Genomic DNA, 23,188 nt, shown 5'->3' on the forward strand with positions numbered 1-23,188 from the left:
CATAGCCTCATCTTTTTCAAACGCATATCTGACGCGGGGACGTCAATATTATCGTGAGAACAAAGTCACGGCGCTAGGTATTAGCCAAAATGGCGCCTTGGTTACCGCACTTGTCGCAGGTTCAAATAAAAACCGGTATCACGTCAATATCCTGCTGCAGGCACAACCGGGAGGTCATGTATTGGTCAACGGGGAATGCAGTTGCCCGGTGGGCTACAACTGCAAGCATGTAGTCGCAACGCTGATCAAGGCTCAAGCGGAATCCCCACTTGAAGTTCCTGCGCCAGCTGATAAAGCATTGCCGAATGTTACGGACTTGCCATATGAAATTTCCATCTGGCTGAATGAAGTGGCGCGTGCGGCCATGCCGACACTAGGCCGCGATAGCTTGCCATTGAACGTGTTGCAGCGTGTACTGTACGTCTTAAAATTAAGCGATAGTAAACCAGCGAGAGTGGAGGTGACATTTTTCACTGCCAGATTGCTCAAGGCCGGGGGTTTTGGCAAAAAAACGCTTCATGATTCCATAGCCAATATCTTTATCGGCGCGGCGCCACGATATTTTACCGAGCGGGACCAGGAAATCATCGCAGCATTAAACTTGATGCGTGCGACAGGAGGCTATTTAGCTGGTGCACATGGTGCCCGCTGGATGACAGAAATGATTACCACTGGCAGGTGCTTCTGGGAAATACCTGATTCCGAGCCTCTGTCCTTTGGTGAGAAATGCGTCACTCAGCCTGTTTGGACCATGGACACACATGGGAACCAGCGACTACAGATTGAAACCACACCACCGTCACAGGTGCTACCGTTTTCTCCCCCTTGGTATGTCAATGAAGTCACATCGGTCTGCGGCGAATTGGATATCGGCCTGCCAGACGAAATTGCTTACGCTCTGGTTAGCGCACCAGCGATTCCATCAGCACTGGCTGGCCGTATCGGTAAGGAATTGACACAAACGCTGCCCGGTATAAATGTTCAGTTGCCGCAGGTGCTACGTGAAAGAAAGGTAAGCGATCGGCATCCTGTTCCATGTTTACGTTTTTACACAGTAGCATTGAATCCGCCTCCTTATTTTGACTCTTTCCACTATAGAGATGATCATGACGATGAGCCGAAAACACTCGACTTGGTGCGTCTTGAATTCGACTATGGTGGCGTGCGCATTGACGCTATGTCGACCGAAAAGTCAATAGCACAGCGTAGTGGAGATGAATTATTGCGCATCGACCGCGATGTAACCGCCGAAGAGAGTTATGTCGACGAACTTGCCGGTTTGGGATTTTTCTTTGTTGATTTATCAATTTTTTCCGAATTACATAAAAAACACAAAGGTTCTTTTATTCTGGGTGGGGATGACCAAGAGTGGATCAATTTTTGCCTTGCCAACCTCCCCGATCTGCGAGCCTCTGGCTGGCAGATCGAAATGGAACCAAGCTTCAACTTTCGTTTCGCCGAGATTGAAGACTGGACCGCCACCGTTAATGAAAACGACGGTAACAATAACTGGTTCGACTTGGAGCTGGGGATTCAGATAGATGGGCTACCCGTCAATTTGCTGCCCGTCTTGCTGGATTTAATTCGCCAGTTTCCAGAACAAATGAGCATGCAGGCGCTGGCGCAGCTTAGCGCTGAAGACATGCCGCTCGTGGCACGCCTTGCTGATGGCCGCTTGGTGACGTTACCGATTTCCCGCATACAAAACATTCTGTCAGTACTGGTGGAGCTATTCGATAAAGATGCAGTACATAATTTGCAGCGAATCGAGTTGTCCGCAGTTCAGGCGGGGCGCCTGGCAGAGCTGGAAGAGGTTGCGGGTTTGCGCTGGCTGGGCGGCGAGCGTTTACGTGAATTAGGACGCAAGCTGCGCGATTTCAACGGGATTCAGCCGGTTGCGCCGCCAGTTGGTCTGAAGACCGATTTGCGGGGCTATCAACAAGAAGGGCTTAACTGGCTGCAATTTCTGCGCGAATATGAACTGGCCGGCATTCTGGCTGACGACATGGGGTTAGGTAAAACCGTACAGGCCTTAGCCCATCTTCTGGTAGAAAAAGAATCCGGGCGCATGAACCATCCTAGCCTGGTGGTCGCACCCACCAGCCTGATGTTCAACTGGCTGCGGGAGGCAGAGCGTTTTGCGCCGGATTTACGCGTATTGGTATTGCAGGGACAATTGCGCAAGCAACATTTCGAATCTATCGGAGCTTATGACTTGGTGCTCACCACCTATCCCTTGCTGCCACGCGACAAAGAGGTGTTGACTGGGCAAGAGTTTCATTTGCTAATCCTTGATGAAGGTCATATTATCAAAAATCCAAAGTCGCAAGCCACTCAAATTGTGCATCAAATCAAAGCACGCCACAGGCTTGCGCTCACTGGAACACCGCTGGAAAATCACCTTGGTGAATTGTGGTCGCTGTTTCATTTTCTGCTGCCAGGATTATTGGGCGATGACAAAAATTTTCGTAGGCTATTTCGCACACCCATCGAAAAACTAGGTGATAACACCCGGCGCGCGGTACTTTCACGCCGCATTGCCCCATTCCTGCTGCGCCGCACCAAAGCACAAGTAGCCAAAGAATTGCCACCCAAAACAGAAATCATACGCTCCTGCGAACTATCCGGCGCTCAGCGCGACTTATACGAAACTATCCGAGTAGCCATGCACGAAAAAATACGCTTGGAAATCGACAAGAAGGGTATGAATCGCAGTCATATTATTATTCTTGACGCACTGCTTAAATTGCGTCAAACCTGTTGCGATCCACGCCTGCTTAAATTGCCTGCTGCGAAGCAGGTAACGCATTCAGCAAAACTGGATCTCCTTATGTCCTTGCTGCCGGACATGGTGGAAGAAGGACGGAGCATCCTGTTATTCTCCCAGTTCACCTCTATGTTGGCATTGATCGAATTAGAACTTGTCAAATTTAGCTTGCCCTATGTCAAGCTTACCGGAGACACCCGCGATCGCGCCACACCAGTACAACGTTTTCAGAGCGGAGAAGTACCCATCTTCCTGATCAGTCTCAAAGCGGGCGGTGTAGGGCTGAATCTCACCACCGCCGACACTGTGATTCATTACGATCCGTGGTGGAACCCTGCGGTAGAAAATCAGGCTACTGACCGCGCCCACCGCATAGGCCAGGAAAACCCAGTTTTCGTCTACAAGCTCATCACTGAAAGCACGGTGGAAGAAAAAATTGTTGCTATGCAGGAGAAAAAACGTGACTTAGCGCGAGGCATTCTGGATGATAACGGAGAAGCTATCGCTCCTCTTTCCACAGAAGAGTTAGCCATGCTATTTGAGCCGTTGCAAACTTTATAGAAACGGCCATCAAGCAAATTGCTCAGAACATCCGGATTCCAACCTTAGCGAGTATAACGAATCTCACTACTTGATGGCCAGCTCTATAAGTGAGGTATAAGCAGGGTTAGGATTGGTTCTGCGATTGATAAACTCCTGCTAAAACTCTGTGTTTCACATCGAAAATTTTATTTGACGAGGTGGATTCAAGTTCGAAGTGCAACACATTGCCAATCCACCTTTATTGCATAAAGACCAAGGGGTTGATACTTCTGGCGGGGTCAAGGGCGGCTAAGCCGCGCCACGTGTGGTGCTTGCCCTTGATGCCGCCAGAAGTATCGATCAAACTCAAAAATGCAATGAGAACACCTGATGAAACCAGTGTTGCACTTCGAACTTGAATCCGCCCGATCTTAAATTAATAAAAAAAATAAAAAAGCCCGCTTAAGCGGGCTTTTTTAAACCAAGAACCTATTTAAGGGGCCTGAATATTGGCAGCTTGTTTACCTTTAGGACCTTGAACAATATCAAAAGTAACTTTTTGGCCCTCTTTAAGAGACTTAAAGCCACTCATAGTAATTGCGGAAAAATGCGCGAATAGATCTTCGCTACCGTCATCCGGAGTAATAAAACCATAACCTTTTGCATCATTGAACCATTTAACTGTACCGTTTGCCATGTTTCACTTCCTTAACTAAAAAACCGGGTGGATTCCCGTTAAACTGTTTGAATTCCAAGAGCGTACATGGCAAAACCAGTACTGCAGGTAACTTGCATTCAAACACCCATGCACTTTTTACTCCTGTTTGAGCGATTTCGTCAAGACTTATGCACTTTATTTTCAGAATAATTTTCAAAAGTACTTGAAAAAACCTCATGAATCATTGAACATACTGTCATACATAAATGTAACAATAGCAACTATGGCAACAAAATATGAAAGCACATCCCTGCTGAAAGCAGAACGGAGCAAAATCAAACCACCCAAACTATATAAAGTGATACTGTTTAACGACGAGTTCACCACGATGGATTTTGTAATAGAAGTTTTGCAAACTTTTTTTTCGATGAACCGTGAACGCGCCATTCAATTGATGCTCAAAGTACACCATGAAGGGTTGGCAATATGCGGAGTCTATACTAAGGATATCGCAGAAACGAAGGTGGAACAGGTATCGGCATTTGCCAAACAGCACGGACATCCGCTACGATGCGAATTAGAGGAAACATAATTATGATCGCGCAAGAACTTGAAATCAGCCTACACTTGGCGTTCGTCGAAGCACGCCAAAAACGCTTCCAATTTATCACGGTTGAGCACCTGCTACTTGCCATGCTGGATAACTCTTCTGCGGCGCATGTATTGCGCGCCTGCGGAGCAGATATTGAAGAATTGCGCGCGGTATTGACCGATTTTATTAATACTCATACGCCAGTAGCGCCCGGTAGTAGCGAAGTAGACACGCAGCCCACTGTCGGCTTCCAACGAGTCATCCAGCGCGCCATTTTACACGTGCAATCATCTAACAAAAAAGAAGTTTCCGGCGCCAACATCCTGGTTGCCCTGTTTAGCGAAAAAGATTCTCATGCCGTGTTTTTCCTAAACCAGCGTGCTATCACCCGGCTGGATGTAGCAAACTATATTGCACATGGAATCGATAAAGCGGCTCAATCAAGTACCCAGAAATCAGCAGATGCCGAAATAGAACAAGAACCGAGCCAGAAGAGTGCCCTGTACGACTACACGCTTGACCTCAACGCACAAGCTTTAGCTGGCAAAATCGACCCGCTAATCGGACGCGAAACCGAGCTGACGCGAGTTATTCAAACCTTGTGTCGCCGTCGCAAGAACAACCCGCTACTGGTCGGTGAGGCTGGTGTGGGTAAGACCGCTATCGCCGAAGGCTTGGCGCGCCGAATCAAGGAAAACAACGTGCCAGAAATTCTCAAAAACGCTCAGATCTATGCATTAGACATGGGCGCACTGCTGGCCGGCACTAAATATCGCGGCGACTTTGAACAACGCCTGAAGGCTGTACTCAAAGAATTAGCCGATGAACCTCATGCCATTCTATTCATCGACGAAATACATACTCTCATAGGCGCAGGCGCAGCCTCGGGCGGCACCATGGATGCTTCCAACTTACTCAAACCCGCACTTTCAAATGGCACACTTAAGTGCATCGGTGCTACTACTTATCAAGAATATCGCGGCATTTTCGAGAAAGATCATGCGCTATCGCGCCGTTTCCAAAAAGTAGATGTGCCAGAACCCTCAGTTGAGCAGACCATTGAGATTCTAAAAGGGTTGAAGTCTCGCTTCGAGACTCATCACGGTATCAAATACAGCGCCGCTGCACTAACCAGTGCGGCCGAGCTTTCATCGCGTTTTATCAATGACAGACACCTTCCTGACAAAGCAATTGACGTGATAGATGAAGCGGGTGCGGCACAACGCATACTGCCAAAATCAAAGCAGAAAAAACTTATCGGCAAGCATGAAATCGAGGACATCATCGCCAAGATTGCGCGCGTACCCTCACGCACCGTTTCTTCCGATGATCGCAATCTGTTGAAAACGCTGGATCGCGATCTCAAGACCGTAGTGTTCGGCCAGAATGCCGCCATTGACGTGTTGGCACGCGCCATAAAAATGTCCCGGAGTGGCTTGGGCAACCCGCAAAAACCCATCGGCAGCTTCTTATTCTCTGGCCCAACCGGAGTGGGAAAAACCGAAGTAGCGCGTCAACTTGCCTTTGCAATGGGCATGCCGCTACACCGCTTTGACATGTCTGAATATATGGAACGTCACGCCGTGTCGCGCCTCATTGGAGCGCCACCCGGCTATGTCGGTTTCGATCAGGGTGGTCTACTCACTGAAGCAATCAACAAGCAGCCTCATTGCGTGTTACTACTAGACGAAATCGAGAAAGCACACCCGGACATTTTTAATATTCTGTTACAAGTGATGGATCACGGTACTCTCACCGACAACAACGGACGCAAGGCAGATTTCCGTAATGTGGTTATTATTATGACAACCAATGCGGGGGCCGATGCATTAAGCAAGGCACAGATAGGCTTCACCAAGAGCGGAGTGAGCGGTGACGAAACGGCCGAAATCAAGCGGCTATTCACACCGGAATTCCGTAACCGATTGGATGCTACCATTTCCTTCGCCGCACTGGATAAAGAAGTGATCCTGCGCGTAGTAGACAAATTCCTGATGCAGCTTGAGGAACAACTACATGAGAAGAAAGTGGAAGTCATCTTCACCGATGCGCTCAAAGACTACCTCGCCAAGACTGGCTTCGACCCACTAATGGGCGCACGCCCGATGGCACGTTTGATTCAGGACACCATACGTAGCGCGCTGGCAGACGAATTATTGTTCGGCAAGCTATCCAACGGCGGCAAGGTGATCGTCACGGTGGACAAGGACGAGAAAGTGCAACTGGAGTTTACGGACGAAGTTGTTGTTGTCTAATTTATTACCTTGCTTACTCCACCTTAATAATTCATAAACTCACCAACCAGCCTCACATTATATTGATTAATATTAAATTTGTTGAGTGACGGTGTAGCTATCCGTACATACCACTCAACAAATTTTAGTGAGTGCACGCGTCACAAATTAAATATTTCTGTTCAGACTCACGGAGCAGAATCAGCAAGAAAACCTTTATATGCAATTATGCAGATTGGAAAATCTGGATATATGAACTGTCGCTGCCTTGAAAATTCAATCAATACTATGTTCGCATAACTACGGAGGCTAGCAATTATCATTACCACTTTTGTGCGCAATTTTTCACAGAAACCGGGGAATAAAATTAATTCCCAACAGTACGGTTACGCCCAAGTTTTTTACCTATATACAGCCGCTTATCGGCAAGTTGCAGTAACATTTCAGCATTTAACAATGTTGGTTCTTTAGTAGACACCCCGATGCTAATAGTGACTACTAAATTCATATGAATATTTCCCGCAGCTACCTTCTGACGCAACCTTTCCGCGTACTGATAGACCTGCTCCGCATCTGCATCCGGGCATATCACTAAGAATTCCTCGCCGCCATAACGGCAAACCAAATCCTGCTTGCGTGCGGATGAGCGTAAAATTTGCGCCACCCGTTTCAGCACTTCGTCCCCCACCTTGTGGCCATAAGTATCGTTAACATTCTTAAAGGAATCCACATCTATCATCATGCAAGATAACGGACGCCCACCGCGATCCGCCATCGCCCACTGCTGCTCCAGATACTCATTTGCATGACGGCGATTGGGCAACTCGGTGAGCACATCGGTAAGCGCCATTTGCTCTAATCGATGGTTCGAAGCCGCCAACTCTGCGGCAATAATACGTAACTGCTTATGTTCAAGATTCAACTCTTCCTGCAACTGAACCATACGCTGTGCTGAAAATAATTTCGCGCCTAGCACTTTTGAATTAATCGGCTTGGTCAAGTAATCGGTGGCTCCAGCCTCAAATACCCCTTCCAAATTATCCGTACTTTCTTGTGCCATCATGACAAATAAATGGATATTGCGCCATAGCTGGTTTCTTCTAAGCTCCCTGCAAAATTCGATGCCATCCATCTCAGGCATATGCCAGTCTGTTATGATAAGTTGCGGCATAAATTTACCGATCATGCTTAATGCTTCCACCCCATTACCAGCAGTAGCTACCTCATGCCCGGCCTTTGTCAGCAAGAGTCTCAACATCAATGACGTAGCATAATCATCATCCACCAACAGGATGCGTAATGCATAGCTTGTCTCCAAGCCAATCTCCGAAACACCGGCATCAAGTATTTCGAACTCAGTTGGTGCCGAGGCTTGTAGGATCTGTTTGAGGGGGGACATCTCTGCCGAGTGGATACCGAATAACTTACTCCATTCACGCCATTCCTGTACCGCCTTATCGCCCAACTCAGTAAGCTTATTCACCTCCAAGCCGAGTCTGGTGGAAATCACAATCAATTTCTGCACCATTTTGTGCCGTTGATGTTCATGCGATAAGCACATCCAGGAAAAATGATTTGCTACATGTAATACATTTAAGAGATACCAGTTCCGATTGCCCTCGGCAAATTCAGACAGCGCTGGATTTTCTTGATGTAAAGCGACCATCTGGAATACTTGTGGCAGTCCCCAGTCTGCCAGCATCTCTTTTGTCAATTGATTATGATCAAGCCCGAATTCAGTGCGTTCGAGATCAATTAATTCGATATCTGTGTGTGTTGCCGCGGCCTTTGAAAGAATTGATGAATATTCTTCCGGGTATGCCGTCGCTAGCCCTAAGGAGCCAATTTGCCCCAGCAAGCCGAGAATAAATATTTCTTCAGGTGCTCCCATTCCACTACCTATCACCATGTTTTTCGCAGCAATTGCCGTCAACAATGATCGCGACCAAAAATTTTGATAATCGAATTTTCGGCAGGCGCCCTCGCGGCTACCCTCCACTAGCGACAAACCCAACACCACATTACGCACAGTGCGCAACCCTAATGTCATGACCGCGTCTGTTATGGATGCAATAGGTCTTGTCTGATAGGACATGAGCACATTGGCCATCTTAAGTATGCGACCGGACAATGCTGGATCAGTCTTTATCGCTTGTGCAATTTCATGATTTGTTACATCTTCTCTTAAGGTAAGCTGAATTATCTTTAGTGCCACACCTTTGGGGGAGGGCAAATGATCTTTCGCCTTGAGTGCCTCAAACTTGGTATTAACCATAATTCAATTTACCATCAATACGGCCAAATACTACTTCGATACAATATAGTTAATTTATGCACTATACGTACGGCGATGCCGAATGAACTCGCGCAATGCTGGCAGAAATGAAATAACAATGACAATGACTACCATCAGGGTCAGATTATTTTTTACCACTGGGATATTGCCTAAAAAATAGCCTCCCAGGGTGAAAAGACTAATCCACGCAACACTCCCTAATGCGCTGAACAACATGAACAGACGATAGCGCATCAAACCAATGCCGGCTACGAACGGCGCAAAGGTTCGCACGATGGGCAAAAAGCGAGCAAACAGGATGGCCTTGCCTCCGTGCTTCTTGTAAAACGCATGCGTCTTTTCCAAATGCTCATGTTTAAGAAAACGCGAGTTGGCACGCTTAACTAAGCGCATGCCTACCAACCGACCGATCCAGTAGTTGGTGCTATCACCTGAAAACGATGCAGCCATCAGCAACGGTAAAACCAGCTTGATTTCCAGTGCGCCAACCCCGCACAGCGCACCTACCACGAACAACAGCGAATCTCCCGGTAGAAAAGGCATTACCACCAGCCCGGTTTCGCAGAAAATAATCAGGAACAGGATGGCATAAATCCACATGCCATATGCCTGCATGATTGCTAATAGATGAACGTCCAGATGCAGGGCAATATCTATAAAGGAAGCGAGCAGTTCCACAGTCTAGGGTAAAACTTCTTCAGCTACTTTTTCCGTCTTGATGAAATCCTCGCGCGAAACACCCATCAGCATAAGCAATGGGCTGGCCACCAGCACAGAGGAATAAATACTAAACAGAATGCCAATGGTCAACGCCAACGCAAAATAATGCAATGTCTCCCCGCCCAAGAACAGCATCGCTGTCACCATCATCTGGGTGCAAAGGTGGGTAATGATGGTACGCGACATAGTGCGTGTAATCGCGTTGTCGATTATTTCGGCAACCTCCGTCTTGCGCATCTTACGGAAGTTTTCCCGGATACGATCGAACACTACCACTGATTCATTTACCGAGTAGCCCAGTACGGCTAGCAGTGCCGCCAGCACGGTGAGCGAAAAATCCCACTGAAAGAATGCAAAAAAGCCAATAATAATAATTACGTCATGTAAATTGGCGATTATCGCGGCAAGGCCAAACTTCCACTCGAATCGCACCCACAGGTAGCATGCGATGCCAATGGACACCAGCAACAACGCAAGCGCACCATTCTCCACCAAATCTTTGCCCACTTGCGGGCCGACAAATTCGACGCGGCGCATTTCCACACTGGCATCCTGCTGACGCAACTTGTCGAGAATCTGCTCGCTCAGTTTCGCGCCCACTACATTCTGCTTAAGCGATACCTGCAGCAGTACATCATGGCTAGAGCCAAAGTTTTGCACCAACACATCATGTAGCCCCATGTCAGTCAGTTGCCCACGCACCTTGTTCAGGTCAGCAGTCTGAGAGTAATGCACTTCCATCACCGTTCCGCCGGTGAAATCCACACCGAAATTCAACCCTTTGGTTGCGATAAAAAATACCGCCAAAATGAATGTCACCAAAGAAATTGTGGTGGTATACCGTCCATAGCTCATGAACGGAATGTTGCGATTAATCTTGAAAAATTCCATTTATTGCCTCTTTATACTTAACCGATGGAGATATTGGTCAACCGCAGCTTACGCCCGTAAATCAGGTTAACCAGTGCACGTGATATCAACACCGCACTGAACATCGAAGTAAGAATACCCAAACACAATACAACAGCAAAACCTCGTACTGCACCAGAGCCAAACATGAATAGCGCTATACCCGCGATCAAAGTGGTAATGTTGGAATCAAGTATGGTACGGAACGCATGCTCATATCCGGCATGGATGGATGCTTGTGGCGTGTTGCCATTACGCAGCTCCTCCCGAATGCGCTCATTGATCAAAACGTTAGCATCAATCGCCATGCCCAGCGTCAGCGCGATGCCGGCCATACCAGGCAAAGTCAGCGTGGCTTGCAGCATGGACAACAATGCTACCAGCAACAATAAGTTAGCGCCCAGTGCCAGAACGGAAACCACGCCAAACATCAGGTAATAGGCAATCATAAAAATCGCAATGGCGACAAAACCGATCTGAGTGGAACGAAAGCCACGCACAATATTGTCCGCGCCGAGACTAGGACCGACAGTGCGCTCCTCAATGATTTCCATCGGCGCTGCCAGCGCACCAGCGCGCAGCAACAAGGATATATCGTTTGCTTCTTTGGTATTCATCTGGCCGCTAATTTGCACGCGCCCGCCGCCAATTTCCTCACGGATCACTGGAGCAGTAACCACTTCGCCTTTACCCTTTTCAAATAGCACTATAGCCATACGCTTGCCGACATTCTCGCGCGTCGCTTCTTTAAATTTACGCGTACCCGCGCTATCCAGATTGATATGCACTGCTGGCTCGTTGCTGCGGCTGTCAAAACCGGGTTGCGCATCATTGATGCGCTCGCCGGTGAGCAGCACACTTTTCTTCACCAACAGCATAGTGCCGTCCCGATCCTTGAACATCTCGGTACCAAACGGTGCGGCGGAGCCCTCGGTAAACTTATGCTCATCATCCACCAGACGCACTTCCAGTGTCGCGGTGCGGCCAAGAATATCTTTTGCGTGTGCCGTATCCAGCACACCGGGGAGTTGCACTACAATACGATCTACACCTTGCTGCTGAATTATCGGCTCGGCCACGCCTAATTCATTGACACGGTTGCGCAAAGTAACCAGATTCTGCTGCACAGCGGATTCCTGAATGCGTTTTTCTTCTTCCGGTTTTAAGGTGGCAAGCAAGAGAATCTCGTTGCCTTCATTCTTATCGTTGAAGGCCAAACCGCCGAAACGTTGTTTGAGTTCTACCGCACCTTTGCTGCGCGTTTCCGCATCGCGGAACTTAACCGTCACCACTCTGCCATCACGGCTGACACCAGAATAAGCAATATTCTGATCACGGAGGATGCTCCGCATGTCGCCAGAAGCGGCTTCCATTGCTTTATCCAGCGCACCCTTCATATCGATCTGTAACAAAAAATGCACCCCGCCGCGCAAGTCCAATCCAAGATACATAGGCCGTGCATTCATAGCGGTTAACCACTGCGGCGAGCGTGACTGAAGATTGAGAGCAACCATGTAATCATCGCCCAGCTTTGCCTGAAGAATATCCTTGGCCTTAAGTTGACTATCGGCACTATTAAAGCGCACTTTAACGCTAGTAGGATCCAGCGCGGCCCCTTCCGCATTCAGATTTGCCGCTTTAAGCGCATCATCCACCCGCTGCAGCAATGCATTATCCGCCTTTAGATTGGCGCGTAGGGGCAACACCTGCACAGCAGGAGATTCACCATAAAAATTAGGCAAGGTATAAACTAGGCCCAAAATAAATACGACGAGAACAAGCAGATATTTCCACAGCGGATAACGGTTCATTGCAGTACCTTAAATCGATTTGATAGTTCCCTTGGGCAGCACGGTTTGAACCGCACTTTTCTGAATCTGAACCGTAACGTTTTCAGCGATTTCCAAGCTGATATAGTTTTCCCCCACCTTGGACACTCGACCCAATTCTCCGCCGATTGTGATGATTTCATCACCTTTTTGCAGGGCAGCCAGCATGGCCTTTTGTTCCTTGGCACGTTTCTGTTGCGGACGCAGTAGAAGAAAATAAAACACTGCACAGACTGCGACCACAGGCAGAAATTCCATAAATCCAGAACCGGACGCAAGCGCAGAGGTTTGAGCATAAGCGTTGCTAATCAACATGACACTTCTCCCAGTTAAAATTTGAAGCGGCGAATTCTAGCACGAACTGGCGCGGGCTTGCCTAAACCGGGTAACGAACTCATCGAACTGGTGGGTCGAGATAGCGGCTCGAATTTCACTCATCAACTCATGGTAGTAATGCAAGTTGTGAATGGTATTAAGGCGCGCACCGAGTATCTCGCCGATGCGATGTAGATGGTGCAAATAAGCGCGGGTAAAATTACGACAAGTATAACAAATGCATTTTTTATCAAGTGGTTGAATATCTAAACGATATTTGGCATTCTTGATCTTGATATCGCCGTGGCGGGTAAAAAGCATGCCGTTTCGCGCATTGCGCGTGGGCATCACGCAATCGAACATATCTATGCCGTGCGCGACCGCAGCCACCAAATCTTCCGGTGTACCTACGCCCATCAGGTACCGCGGCTTGTCGATGGGCAGTTGCGGCGAGGTATGCCTCAGAATGCGCAGCATGTCTTCTTTAGGCTCCCCCACAGACAATCCACCTATGGCATAACCGTCAAAGCCGATATTTACCAGCTCACGTAACGATTCATCGCGCAGACTTTCAAACATACCGCCCTGCACAATACCAAAGAGTGCATTGGTATTGCCTTCGTGCGCGTGTTTCGAACGCTCCGCCCAGCGCAAGCTGAGGTGCATAGAATCAGCTGCTCGATTTTCATCCGCAGGATAAGGTGTACACTCATCGAAAATCATCACAATATCGGAATTCAGTACCTTCTGAATTCGTATGGATTCTTCCGGCGTCAGAAAGCATTTATCACCATTCACTGGAGATTGAAACTTCACTCCCTCCTCGGTAATCTTGCGCAACGCGCCCAAACTGAATACTTGGAAACCGCCCGAATCGGTTAGGATCGGTCCATCCCAGCCCATGAAGCCATGCAAGCCGCCGTGCGCTTCAATCACATCCAGGCCCGGGCGAAGCCATAGATGGAAAGTGTTGCCTAGCACAATCTGGGCGCCAATTTCTCTTAACTCGATAGGCGACATCGCCTTCACTGTGCCATAAGTGCCAACTGGCATGAAAGCGGGGGTTTCAACGCTACCATGAGCTAAAGAAAGGGTTCCACGACGAGCAAAACCGTCAGTGGCATTCACACAAAAATCCATCCAAAAATCTCCCTCAGTCGCAATAACCTCTACTTTGATAATGACTCAGGAATTTCAAATAACTCGTATAGCCCATATATCATCCAGCGACCATTTCCACGGCGAACAGAATCTCTACTTCTGCGTCTTAACAATGCTCATCGCCGCCGCTACCATAGTCCCCATGTCTGCCAAGTTGCCCGGCAGAATCAGAGTATTGCCTTGTTTGGCGACATTGCCGAAAGCTTCCACATATTTTTCCGCTACCTTGAGGTTAACTGCTTCCATTCCTCCGGGATACTGGATGGCTAGTGCGACCTGCTGAATAGCCAAGGCGGTAGCTGTGGCGACGGCCATGATGGCTGCTGCTTCGCCTTGAGCAGCATTAATCACCGCCTGTTTCTCGCCTTCGGAACGCTGGATAAAGGCTTCGCGCTCGCCCGTGGCAATATTGATCTGCTCTTGTTTGCGTCCTTCGGAGGCCGCAATCAATGCACGCTTTTCCCGTTCCGCAGTAATCTGCGCCTGCATGGCAAGCAGAATTTCCTTGGGGGGCACCAAATCCTTAATTTCATAACGCAATACCTTCACTCCCCAACTGGCTGCAGCTTCATCCAGAGCCGCAACGACAGCACGGTTGATATCATCCCGCTCCTCGAAAGTCTTATCCAATTCCATCTTGCCAATTGCCGAGCGTAAGGTGGTCTGTGCAAGCTGAGTGATAGCGCTGAGATAATCGCTAGAGCCATAAGAAGCCAGCTTCGGGTCTGTAACCTGAAAATAAAGGACACCATCCACTTGTAGCTGCGTATTGTCCTTGGTTATACAAATCTGGCTGGGGACGTCCAACGGGACTTCCTTGAGCATATGGCGGTATGCGATACGATCGACAAATGGAACCACAATGTTCAAGCCAGGTGCCAGCACAGCATGAAACTTCCCCAAGCGCTCAACCACCCAGGCATGCTGTTGCGGCACAACATTGAGAGCCTTGACGACAAAAACAACAGCGGCTACAAGAATAAACAGTGCGATTTCCATATTGCTTCCTAATGTTATTATTGTTGCGACTTGTATGGCGTCAAAATTAATTTTGAGCCCTGTATTGCCTTGATATAAAGTACGCCATCACGCGGCAAGCTGGAGGACTCCAGTTCCGCATCCCATTCTGTGCCGCGGTAATGCACACGCGCAACACCATCCTCACGCCATGATATAACCCGCACCGACTGGCCGATGTCCAAGCTTTGGCTAATCATCTTGCCAGTACGCATGCCTTTCATGCGGCGCAGAATTACTGTGCCAATAATGCTGGCCACCGCACTAAGCGTGATTTGCAACGGTAAATTAAGACCAAGCAGTGCCGCAATACCAGCCAAGCCCAAAGCAATGCTTACTATCAGCATGTAAAACGTTCCCGTAGCCATCTCTAATGCCAGCAGGCCAAAAGCTAACAGAAACCAATATACGTAGGGCTCCATTTCCAATTTTTTATATTCCTATAATCGATCTGATGATCATATCAGACCCAAGCCGCTTCAAAGCAGCCACAACAAACATCCCTGAACAAAAAGTAATCCAATCTCAACATGAGTTTGACAGAGCCAAAGAGGCTAATTGTTCGAATCTGATTAGCAATCAGATTCGCTTGTATTAGAGCAGGTTACAACCAACTAATTTATCAGTTCGGCCAAATGTTTGCCTTGACTATAATCATCGGCATCTTTAATTGTTAGTTGAGGGTGCAGGTTGGCCTTCTAAAGCCACAGTAAAACAGGTGCAGTGAATAAATGGCACTAATCTAAGAGGTTTTAGGACGTACAAAACGCTTGCAATATGCCAACAGCAGCTCTTTGCAACGATCCAATTAATAAAATCAACACAAACTTCATTTAATTGATTAGCATTGATTTCTGAATGATTGAAGACTTCTGCTAATTAACCCAAGTTATATTAGCAGTCAGGTACCGTTTCCAATACAGAGATAGGAAGAGACTGAAAAATGGTTTCAAAAATAAATCCCAGCAAGGTATCTTCAAATATTGCACTGGCAATAGCTGCATTCGTTGCGCTTTTTATTACTTTCAATTTCTACATTATTTCAGAAAAGAAGATTGATCGTGCGAACGAACAGCGGCTAATCTCCTTTCATTTGACGGATCAAATGCGCCAATCATCAGATGATCTGTCCCTGATGGCCAGAATCTACGTAATGAATAGCACCCCCCGCTACAAGAAATACTATCAGAACATACTTGACATCCGTAACGGCAAGATGATTCGACCGGAGGGATATTTTGATGTCTACTGGGATCTGGTGCTGGCAAATGCTAAATCACCACCCAAAGAAAATGGACAGGGCGTTGCTTTGCTGGACTTGATGCGTCAGTCCGTTTTTGCCGATGAAGAGCTTGACAAGCTGACTGAAGCTAAAACGAATTCAGACGGTTTAGCCACAATGGAATTCGTCGCCATGAAACTGGCTGAGTCCACCGGACCGGACGCAGAAGATAGCCACAAGAGGGCGCGTCAAATGATGAGTGATGAAAATTATCATAAGGCCAAGGCAAAGGTTATGAAGCCCATTAACGATGCTTATCTTTTGGTAGAAAAGAGAACTCTGGATGCTGTCCATGAAGCAGAATACATCGCTTTAATGTCCCGGCTCATATTGATCGCGGTCGCACTTTGGGTGACCTTCATGCTCTGGCGAACTTATGTTTCCTTGCGCGCAACGCTGGGTGGTTCTGCTGACGAAGTACAAACACAAATAGCCAGAATCGGTCGCGGTGACTTTTCCACCATCAGCACGATTAAAGCCGGCATGGAGAACAGCGTTGTTGCTGGCCTGTCAAAAATGCAAAGCAAGTTGCAAGCCAATGAGATTGAGCGCAAGCAAGCCGAAGAAGCGCTTCGCATCGCTGCCGTCGCCTTCGAATCACAAGAAAGCCTGATGATCACCGATGCTGACGGTGTGATCCTGCGGGTCAACAAGGCATTTACCGAAACCACCGGTTATACAGCCGAAGAAGCCGTGGGCCAGACACCGAACCTGTTCCAGTCTGGCCTATACGACGCGGACTTCTACCATACGATGTGGAAGACTATCCAGCTGACTGGAACATGGCATGGGGAAGTCTGGGGTCAACGCAAAAGTGGTGAGTTATATCCCAAATGGCTGACCATCTCCGCCGTCAAAGGGGAAGACGGCGCAGTCACCCATTATGTTGGATCAGACATCGACATTACGGAACTAAGCAATGCCAAAATTGCCGCTGAAAAAGCGAATCGTGCAAAATCGGAGTTTATTTCCAGCATGAGCCATGAGCTGCGCACCCCGCTCAATGCCATCCTCGGTTTTGCCCAATTGTTGGAGCAAGGCTCACCCGCGCCAACTCCCACCCAAATGATCAGGCTTAAAGAAATCCTTCGTGGTGGATGGTATTTGCTGGACTTGATCAATGAAATCCTTGATCTAGCATCGATCGAGTCCGGCAAATTGTCGCTTTCGCCAGAGTGCGTGCCACTGCAAGAAATTTTGCTCGAATGCAAAACCATGATGGAACCGCAAGCGGAACAGCGTGACATCCAATTGAATTTTCCCCAGCTCGACCATTCACTGTTTGTTTATGCCGATCGAACTCGGGTAAAGCAAGTTTTGATTAACCTGCTGTCCAATGCGATTAAATATAACTGCGAGCATGGAACAGTTGAGGTGACATGCAGCGCAAATGCCCTGAAGCACGTTCGTATCAGCGTCAAGGATACCGGCGAGGGATTACCTCCAGAACAATTTGCTCAACTGTTCCAGCCATTTAATCGTCTCGGACAAGAATCCAGTGCAGTCGAAGGGACAGGCATCGGTCTGGTGGTGTCCAAGCAATTAATAGAACAGATGGGTGGCAATATCGGAGTAGAAAGCACAGTAGGTGCGGGCAGCGTGTTCTGGATTGAACTGCCTGTGACCGATGAGTTACAACTTGCAGAAGTTCGCAGCGAATCCGTAACGCTTGCAACAAAAATTCATGACCCATCTCAACAGCGCACCCTAATGTATATTGAAGACAACCCGGCTAACTTGTCGCTGGTTGAGCATATCATTGAGAGCCGCCCCGATATTCGCCTGTTGAGTGCGATGAACGGCAATGTCGGTATCGAGCTGGCAGGCGCCCATCTGCCGGACGTAATCCTGATGGACATCAATCTGCCGGGCATCAGTGGTGCCGATGTTCTGAGAATTTTACGCAGTGATCCGTTAACGAAACACATTCCCATCATTGCCCTGAGTGCCAATGCCATGCCCCATGATATTGCGAATGCCATGGAAGCAGGATTCTTTCGTTACCTTACTAAACCCATCAAATTTAATGAGCTTATGAGTGCAATCGACGAGGCGTTGGGACTGGCAGAAGCGCGATCAAAGATAGAAGCAACGTAGAGTTTTTTTGGTTAACGTGTAAAACAGTCCCAATAAATTTATGTATTCCATGATGAAAATGACTTTGGAGAAAAAAGACATGTACAACAGCTTTTGCGGACTCTAAAACCACCTTCCAAGCCTCTTCCAGCATAGGAAAACTGGGCTGTTAATCCGCAGATAGTTAGTTCGAATCAAGTCGGGGAGCCATAGCTTAGTCAAATTACCAAATTGTCACGTTGATAATTTGACAATTAAGAGCAAATCGTCAGTCTGTAATTCTAATTACTAGTCCACAATTGGCCAATTTTGCAAGGGCGAATTCAAGAACCAACCACAACAGTTAATGTTTAGTCGAAGATTTAGCGAGTTACATATTAAGCAGGAGTTCGTTGTAAACCGCTACCGGTGATCGAAATCCGAGCGATTTAGTCCCTGTCATGACCTTTGCCATGACCTTTGTCATGACCACCGCCTTGACCGCCTTGACCCCCACCATAACCACCCCACCCCTCTCCTTGGTAGTTGCCATGTGTACGATAGCTAGGAACATAAACATTGTTATACCAATTATCCTGAACAAAATAGACTGGCTGGCCACAGGCACCATATCTTCGGCAGTGCTTACGCCAGTTTTTCCGGTGACCTGGGGGCACGCGCAGATAAATCGGTTGAGGCGCCATACCCATTGGCATTGACTGGATCATGACAGGTGCTGGATAAATTAACTGAGGTTGCGGATAATTGCCGATATCGATTCGACCATAAAAGCCGGGTTGGCCAATACTAACGGACACCCCGACATCGGCAGCTAATGCTGGAACAACAATAGCGGCCAGCGCCACTGCAATAAGAAAATGCTTCATTTGAGAATCCTTTTTTCGTAGCAATATTGATTTAACGCGCTAGCACACTAAACCGATGACATTTGATATCGACTGGTATCAGGCGAATTCAAGTTTGAATTACAAAATATTTTAAATTTTGTTCGAAAGACCCCATAGGAATATTTTCCTATCATCCATTACAGGCAAGCATTACAGGCAAGAATCTGGAGAGAAAAAGTTCAAAATCCAGTTCGCAAAAAATAAAGCGTTCGCGCTAGAATAAAAGTTAAGTAATGCGGCGCTGTCATTTTGAATTTGGCCGGTAGATTGATCCATAGTTTGTACCAATTCTAGAGTGCCGCCTTGTTTCGAGAAAAGACTTGAGTGCATCTCTTCTATGCTGGACGCCGCCGTTATCCATTGCACGTCACCGGGATCGATGGCACCCCCTTTTCACCATTAAAAATGGTAAGCGTGTGCTTGCCATTTTTTCTGCGCTGAAAGTACAGATTAATCTTTATATGCTTCCACTTCGAACACCAGCTTTATGTCATCGCCCACGTTAGGCAGACCAAATTTCATGCCGAAGTCTGAGCGTTTGATCTGTGCGCTGGCATCCGCGCCGCATAGTTCTTTTTTATTCATCGGATGATTGGCGCACTTGAAAGAATGAATGGTGAGTATTACCGGTTTGGTTACGCCGAGCAAAGTGAGATTACCTTCTACACTGACCGGCGTATCACCCTTGAATTTTACTGCACTTGATTTATATGTAAGATTTGGGAATTCGGCGACATTGAAGAAGTCCGGTGAACGCAGATGGTCATCGCGCTTGCCAAAACCAGTAGTGATTGAAGCCGCTTCAATGGTTACATCCACCGACCCGCTCTTTGCAGCACGATTTAAAGTTAGTTTTCCGCTACTTTTATCAAAACGTCCTTGCATGGTGGAAAAACCCAGATGATTGACACTGAAATGTGCGAAGGTATGTTGAGGATCTATGCTATAGGAATCTGCAGCATGGGCAACGAATGGCAAACTTGTCAACAATAATACGGCAATGATATTTTGTTTCAGCATAGTGCTCTCCTTTGAATTAGAAACAATGGCGCGCAGACAGCACGTCAAATTTAAATATTACGCCTGCCGCCCATGTCTTTACATGATAAAGGAAAATTTTACCACCCGGCCGATTATGAAACAAACGTTTGATACATTTGTTTATAATTTTTAACCTGTCCTAAATAAAAATCTCGCGAACATTACCTGTTGAACAATGACAACTGATCAAACTCGTTCTGACGATCACGCACCCTGATATAGCAGCACGAGCGCCAGTCCACCTATAAGCAAAATTTCAGCTGATTAATTCCAGCGAACCGAAAAACTGGACGCCAAACCAACGTAACGAAACGGCGCAAAACGATTTGCTGATGGAAGAATTCCTCAAAGCCGAGGTTCTGATGATCGATGCGCCGATATACAATTTTTCAATGCCGAGCCAGCTCAAAGCCTGGGTCGATCTCATCGCGCAAGCAAGCAAAATTTGCCGCCACACCGAAAACGGCCCGGTCAGGTTGGCGGGCCACAAAAAAGCATCATCACATTGTCTCGCAACGGAAAAATTAGTGATAATAAACACAATACATTCTGAAATTGTAAAAAATAACAATCATATGTAGTAATGAAGGACGATCTGCTGCTTATAATATTATTGGCTTATTTGGCAATTCATTCACTGAAGTAGATTTTTTCGGGAAATGCTGCTGCAAATGGCTACTTACTGCATGAATTCCCTTAATTACCCCAGCTTCAAACTTGCCCAGCCGAAATGCCGATTCCATTTCAAGACAAATTTCCTCCCAGCCAGCCTTGCCAATCTTCGCGTGTATGCCACGGTCAGCGACAATTTCCACGTCACGATCGGCGAGCAACAAGTAAATCAACACTCCATTATTGTGCTCGGTGTCCCATACTCTCAATTGCGAAAACATATCAATAGCCCGCTCACTCGCAGTCTGGTTACGCCAGAGAGCAGCGAAATCGAGCGATGCTTCAACCGCAAAGCGGACTTGCCCGGCATGTTTGGCTTCGGCTTCATGAATTGCTTGCTCGATGGCGTGCAGCGAATGCGCAGGAAACGCAGCCCTCACTGCCATGCTGCCAGTAATTAAATGCTTAATGATGCGTTGAATAACCATTCACCATCGCCCCGATGCGCCACCGCCGCCAAAACCACCGCCGCCACCACCAAATCCACCTCCGCCAAATCCTCCTTGGCCGAAACCACCCCCTCCCAAAGTGCCGCGCCCACCACCGACCAAAGTGAAGATAAACGCGATAACGCCAACAATCCCCGCTATTAAAATAGGCGCAACGATGAACCAAGCGAGCATAGCTGCAGCAAAACCAATGATAATCGCCGCGGGTAGCCGTCCTAATAATTTGCGCAGTACACCGCCCACCACAATCACCAGCATAAAACCGATAAACAACAACGACTCAAGATTTTGAAAACTTCCTGATATTGCACTGCGCTCACGTGGAGGCGGTAACGATTCGCCTTCAATTACCGCCACCAGTTGTTCTATCCCCGTTGCGATACCAGCATAGTAATTTCCGCGCTTAAAGTGCGGAGTTATGGTCTCGGCAATAATACGCTTCGCAACAGCATCAGGCAGCACACCCTCCAGACCGTAGCCGACTTCAATGCGCAATGTGCGATCGTCCTTGGCAATGAGCAGCAATACGCCATCATCAACTCCCTTGCGTCCAAGCTTCCAAGCTTCAACAACCCGAATACCGTATTGTTCGATAGTTTCCGGTTGGGTAGTTGGAACCAGCAGCACAGCAATTTGCGCGCCTTTTTTCGCTTCAAATTGGACGAGGCGTGTTTCAAGTTGTTGCTTTTGGGCGGCATCAAGGGTACTGGTTAAATCGGTTACGCGCGCGCTTAGTGGCGGCACCGCTACTTCGGCGTGCACTAAACCGCTTAACCATAACAGTGCAAACAGCAGGGCTGACGCCCAGACACGCATCATGTCACTTAGCAGGCAATAGCCGACCAGGCGCGCTGAAATCAACTGTCGGCGGCTTGGCAATTTCTTTTTCGTTTTCGACTGTAAACGATGGCTTCACCTTGAATCCGAACATCATCGCGGTTAAGTTGCTGGGGAAGGAGCGCACAACGATATTGTAATCCTGCACCGTCTTAATGTACCGGTTACGCGCCACTGTAATACGATTTTCCGTGCCCTCAAGCTGCGCTTGTAAATCGCGAAAGTTGGCGTCGGATTTCAACTGCGGATAATTCTCGCTTACTACCAGCAAGCGGCTTAATGCCGAAGTCAGTTCACTCTGAGCAGCCTGAAATTTGGCAAAAGCTTGTTCGTCATTGATGAGCTCCGGTGTAGCCTGGATGCTGCCGACCTTGGCCCGCGCATTGGTTACACCCAGTAACACTGCTTGTTCCTGTGCGGCATAGCCTTTGACCGTATTGACCAGATTGGGTACCAAGTCGGCGCGACGCTGGTATTGGTTTAGCACTTCAGCCCAGCCTGCCTTGATTTGCTCGTCGGTGGATTGCAGTGTGTTGTAGCCACAGCCGCTTAAAGCCAGTGTGGAAAGAAAAGTCAAGAATAATAGCAAAATACGCATGATGCTCTCCTCATCAAAAGATTACGGAAAATAAACGGTTTAAAATTGTCCATCCCAAGTGGCACATCTTACGCTGGCGATTACTATACGTCTGAATGAAGATGACAGCAATTGGCAATTAAAATGCGAAATAGAGTTATGGGCCCTGGTGCGAACTTTGCCATGTACTAGACTGACGTCTTTTTCGGCTGGCGAATAGCAATGGCACTCACCCATACTCCGGCCATGCAGGAAATCTTCGATTCGGCCGACCTGTCGGCTCTCGAATGAGTAAAGGGCGCCTCTAAAAATTCAAGTTTCTAGGCAAGACAAGGCACGAGTAAAAA

The 23,188-nt window shown here is 47.7% G+C and carries 19 protein-coding genes; 5 read left to right on the plus strand and 14 right to left on the minus strand.

Annotated elements, in window-relative coordinates:
- Window positions 1-97: 97 nt before the first annotated feature.
- On the plus strand, window positions 98-3,328 hold the full coding sequence (locus MJ768_RS01520; RefSeq protein WP_239287531.1) for a DEAD/DEAH box helicase: 3,231 nt from the start codon (window positions 98-100) through the stop codon (window positions 3,326-3,328).
- Between the two features lie 454 nt (window positions 3,329-3,782).
- Here MJ768_RS01520 and MJ768_RS01525 read toward each other — a convergent pair whose 3' ends face one another.
- Window positions 3,783-3,986 (minus strand): cold-shock protein, encoded by a 204-nt coding sequence (locus tag MJ768_RS01525; protein ID WP_173055488.1) that lies wholly within the window; start codon window positions 3,984-3,986, stop codon window positions 3,783-3,785.
- 244 nt (window positions 3,987-4,230) lie between these two features.
- On the opposite strand from MJ768_RS01525, the gene clpS reads away from it, so the two are divergent.
- Window positions 4,231-4,539: an ATP-dependent Clp protease adapter ClpS gene (gene clpS / locus MJ768_RS01530; protein WP_239287532.1), complete on the plus strand. Its 309-nt coding sequence runs from the start codon at window positions 4,231-4,233 to the stop codon at window positions 4,537-4,539.
- 2 nt (window positions 4,540-4,541) lie between these two features.
- Window positions 4,542-6,794, plus strand: coding sequence for an ATP-dependent Clp protease ATP-binding subunit ClpA (clpA, locus tag MJ768_RS01535; protein WP_239287533.1), 2,253 nt, complete (start codon window positions 4,542-4,544; stop codon window positions 6,792-6,794).
- Window positions 6,795-7,140: 346 nt separating this feature from the next.
- On the opposite strand, the gene MJ768_RS01540 is transcribed toward clpA, so the two are convergent.
- The 8 genes from MJ768_RS01540 to MJ768_RS01575 form a co-directional block, all read right to left on the minus strand.
- A complete protein-coding gene (locus MJ768_RS01540) occupies window positions 7,141-9,048 on the minus strand; it encodes a diguanylate cyclase (RefSeq protein ID WP_239287535.1) in 1,908 nt (635 codons plus the stop codon).
- Window positions 9,049-9,102: 54 nt separating this feature from the next.
- Window positions 9,103-9,747, minus strand: a complete 645-nt coding sequence (locus tag MJ768_RS01545; RefSeq protein ID WP_239287536.1) for a DedA family protein — start codon at window positions 9,745-9,747, stop codon at window positions 9,103-9,105.
- Between the two features lie 3 nt (window positions 9,748-9,750).
- The gene (gene secF / locus MJ768_RS01550) at window positions 9,751-10,680 is read right to left on the minus strand and encodes a protein translocase subunit SecF (protein ID WP_239287537.1); all 930 of its coding nucleotides are present in this window, start codon (window positions 10,678-10,680) and stop codon (window positions 9,751-9,753) included.
- A gap of 17 nt (window positions 10,681-10,697) precedes the next feature.
- The gene (gene secD, locus MJ768_RS01555; protein ID WP_239287538.1) at window positions 10,698-12,509 is read right to left on the minus strand and encodes a protein translocase subunit SecD; all 1,812 of its coding nucleotides are present in this window, start codon (window positions 12,507-12,509) and stop codon (window positions 10,698-10,700) included.
- A 9-nt stretch (window positions 12,510-12,518) separates the two neighbouring features.
- A complete protein-coding gene (gene yajC, locus MJ768_RS01560; RefSeq protein WP_239287539.1) occupies window positions 12,519-12,842 on the minus strand; it encodes a preprotein translocase subunit YajC in 324 nt (107 codons plus the stop codon).
- A gap of 36 nt (window positions 12,843-12,878) precedes the next feature.
- A complete protein-coding gene (gene tgt, locus MJ768_RS01565) occupies window positions 12,879-13,982 on the minus strand; it encodes a tRNA guanosine(34) transglycosylase Tgt (RefSeq protein WP_239287540.1) in 1,104 nt (367 codons plus the stop codon).
- A gap of 114 nt (window positions 13,983-14,096) precedes the next feature.
- The gene (locus MJ768_RS01570) at window positions 14,097-15,002 is read right to left on the minus strand and encodes an SPFH domain-containing protein (protein WP_239287541.1); all 906 of its coding nucleotides are present in this window, start codon (window positions 15,000-15,002) and stop codon (window positions 14,097-14,099) included.
- Window positions 15,003-15,019: 17 nt separating this feature from the next.
- Window positions 15,020-15,442, minus strand: coding sequence for an NfeD family protein (locus tag MJ768_RS01575; RefSeq protein WP_239287551.1), 423 nt, complete (start codon window positions 15,440-15,442; stop codon window positions 15,020-15,022).
- Between the two features lie 521 nt (window positions 15,443-15,963).
- On the opposite strand from MJ768_RS01575, the gene MJ768_RS01580 reads away from it, so the two are divergent.
- Window positions 15,964-18,399, plus strand: a complete 2,436-nt coding sequence (locus tag MJ768_RS01580; protein ID WP_239287542.1) for a hybrid sensor histidine kinase/response regulator — start codon at window positions 15,964-15,966, stop codon at window positions 18,397-18,399.
- A 407-nt stretch (window positions 18,400-18,806) separates the two neighbouring features.
- Here MJ768_RS01580 and MJ768_RS01585 read toward each other — a convergent pair whose 3' ends face one another.
- Window positions 18,807-19,244, minus strand: a complete 438-nt coding sequence (locus MJ768_RS01585) for a hypothetical protein (RefSeq protein WP_239287543.1) — start codon at window positions 19,242-19,244, stop codon at window positions 18,807-18,809.
- 471 nt (window positions 19,245-19,715) lie between these two features.
- Window positions 19,716-20,285, minus strand: a complete 570-nt coding sequence (locus tag MJ768_RS01590) for a YceI family protein (RefSeq protein WP_239287545.1) — start codon at window positions 20,283-20,285, stop codon at window positions 19,716-19,718.
- A 353-nt stretch (window positions 20,286-20,638) separates the two neighbouring features.
- Between MJ768_RS01590 and MJ768_RS15290 the strand changes: the two genes are divergently transcribed.
- Window positions 20,639-20,887: an NAD(P)H-dependent oxidoreductase gene (locus MJ768_RS15290; protein WP_445082956.1), complete on the plus strand. Its 249-nt coding sequence runs from the start codon at window positions 20,639-20,641 to the stop codon at window positions 20,885-20,887.
- Between the two features lie 21 nt (window positions 20,888-20,908).
- Here the strand turns inward: MJ768_RS15290 and MJ768_RS01600 are convergent, their stop codons facing one another.
- The 3 genes from MJ768_RS01600 to MJ768_RS01610 are packed head-to-tail and all read right to left on the minus strand — an operon-like array spanning window position 20,909 to window position 22,862.
- Window positions 20,909-21,406, minus strand: a complete 498-nt coding sequence (locus tag MJ768_RS01600; RefSeq protein WP_239287547.1) for a TPM domain-containing protein — start codon at window positions 21,404-21,406, stop codon at window positions 20,909-20,911.
- Entirely contained in the window at window positions 21,407-22,288 is an 882-nt protein-coding gene (locus tag MJ768_RS01605; protein ID WP_320415715.1) for a TPM domain-containing protein, read from the minus strand.
- Window positions 22,248-22,862 (minus strand): LemA family protein, encoded by a 615-nt coding sequence (locus tag MJ768_RS01610; protein WP_239287548.1) that lies wholly within the window; start codon window positions 22,860-22,862, stop codon window positions 22,248-22,250. Before MJ768_RS01610 ends, MJ768_RS01605 begins: the two co-directional genes overlap by 41 nt.
- Between the last annotated feature and the right edge of the window lie 326 nt (window positions 22,863-23,188).

It is taken from the genome of Candidatus Nitrotoga sp. 1052 (genome assembly GCF_927312905.1).
Lineage (GTDB): Bacteria > Pseudomonadota > Gammaproteobacteria > Burkholderiales > Gallionellaceae > Nitrotoga.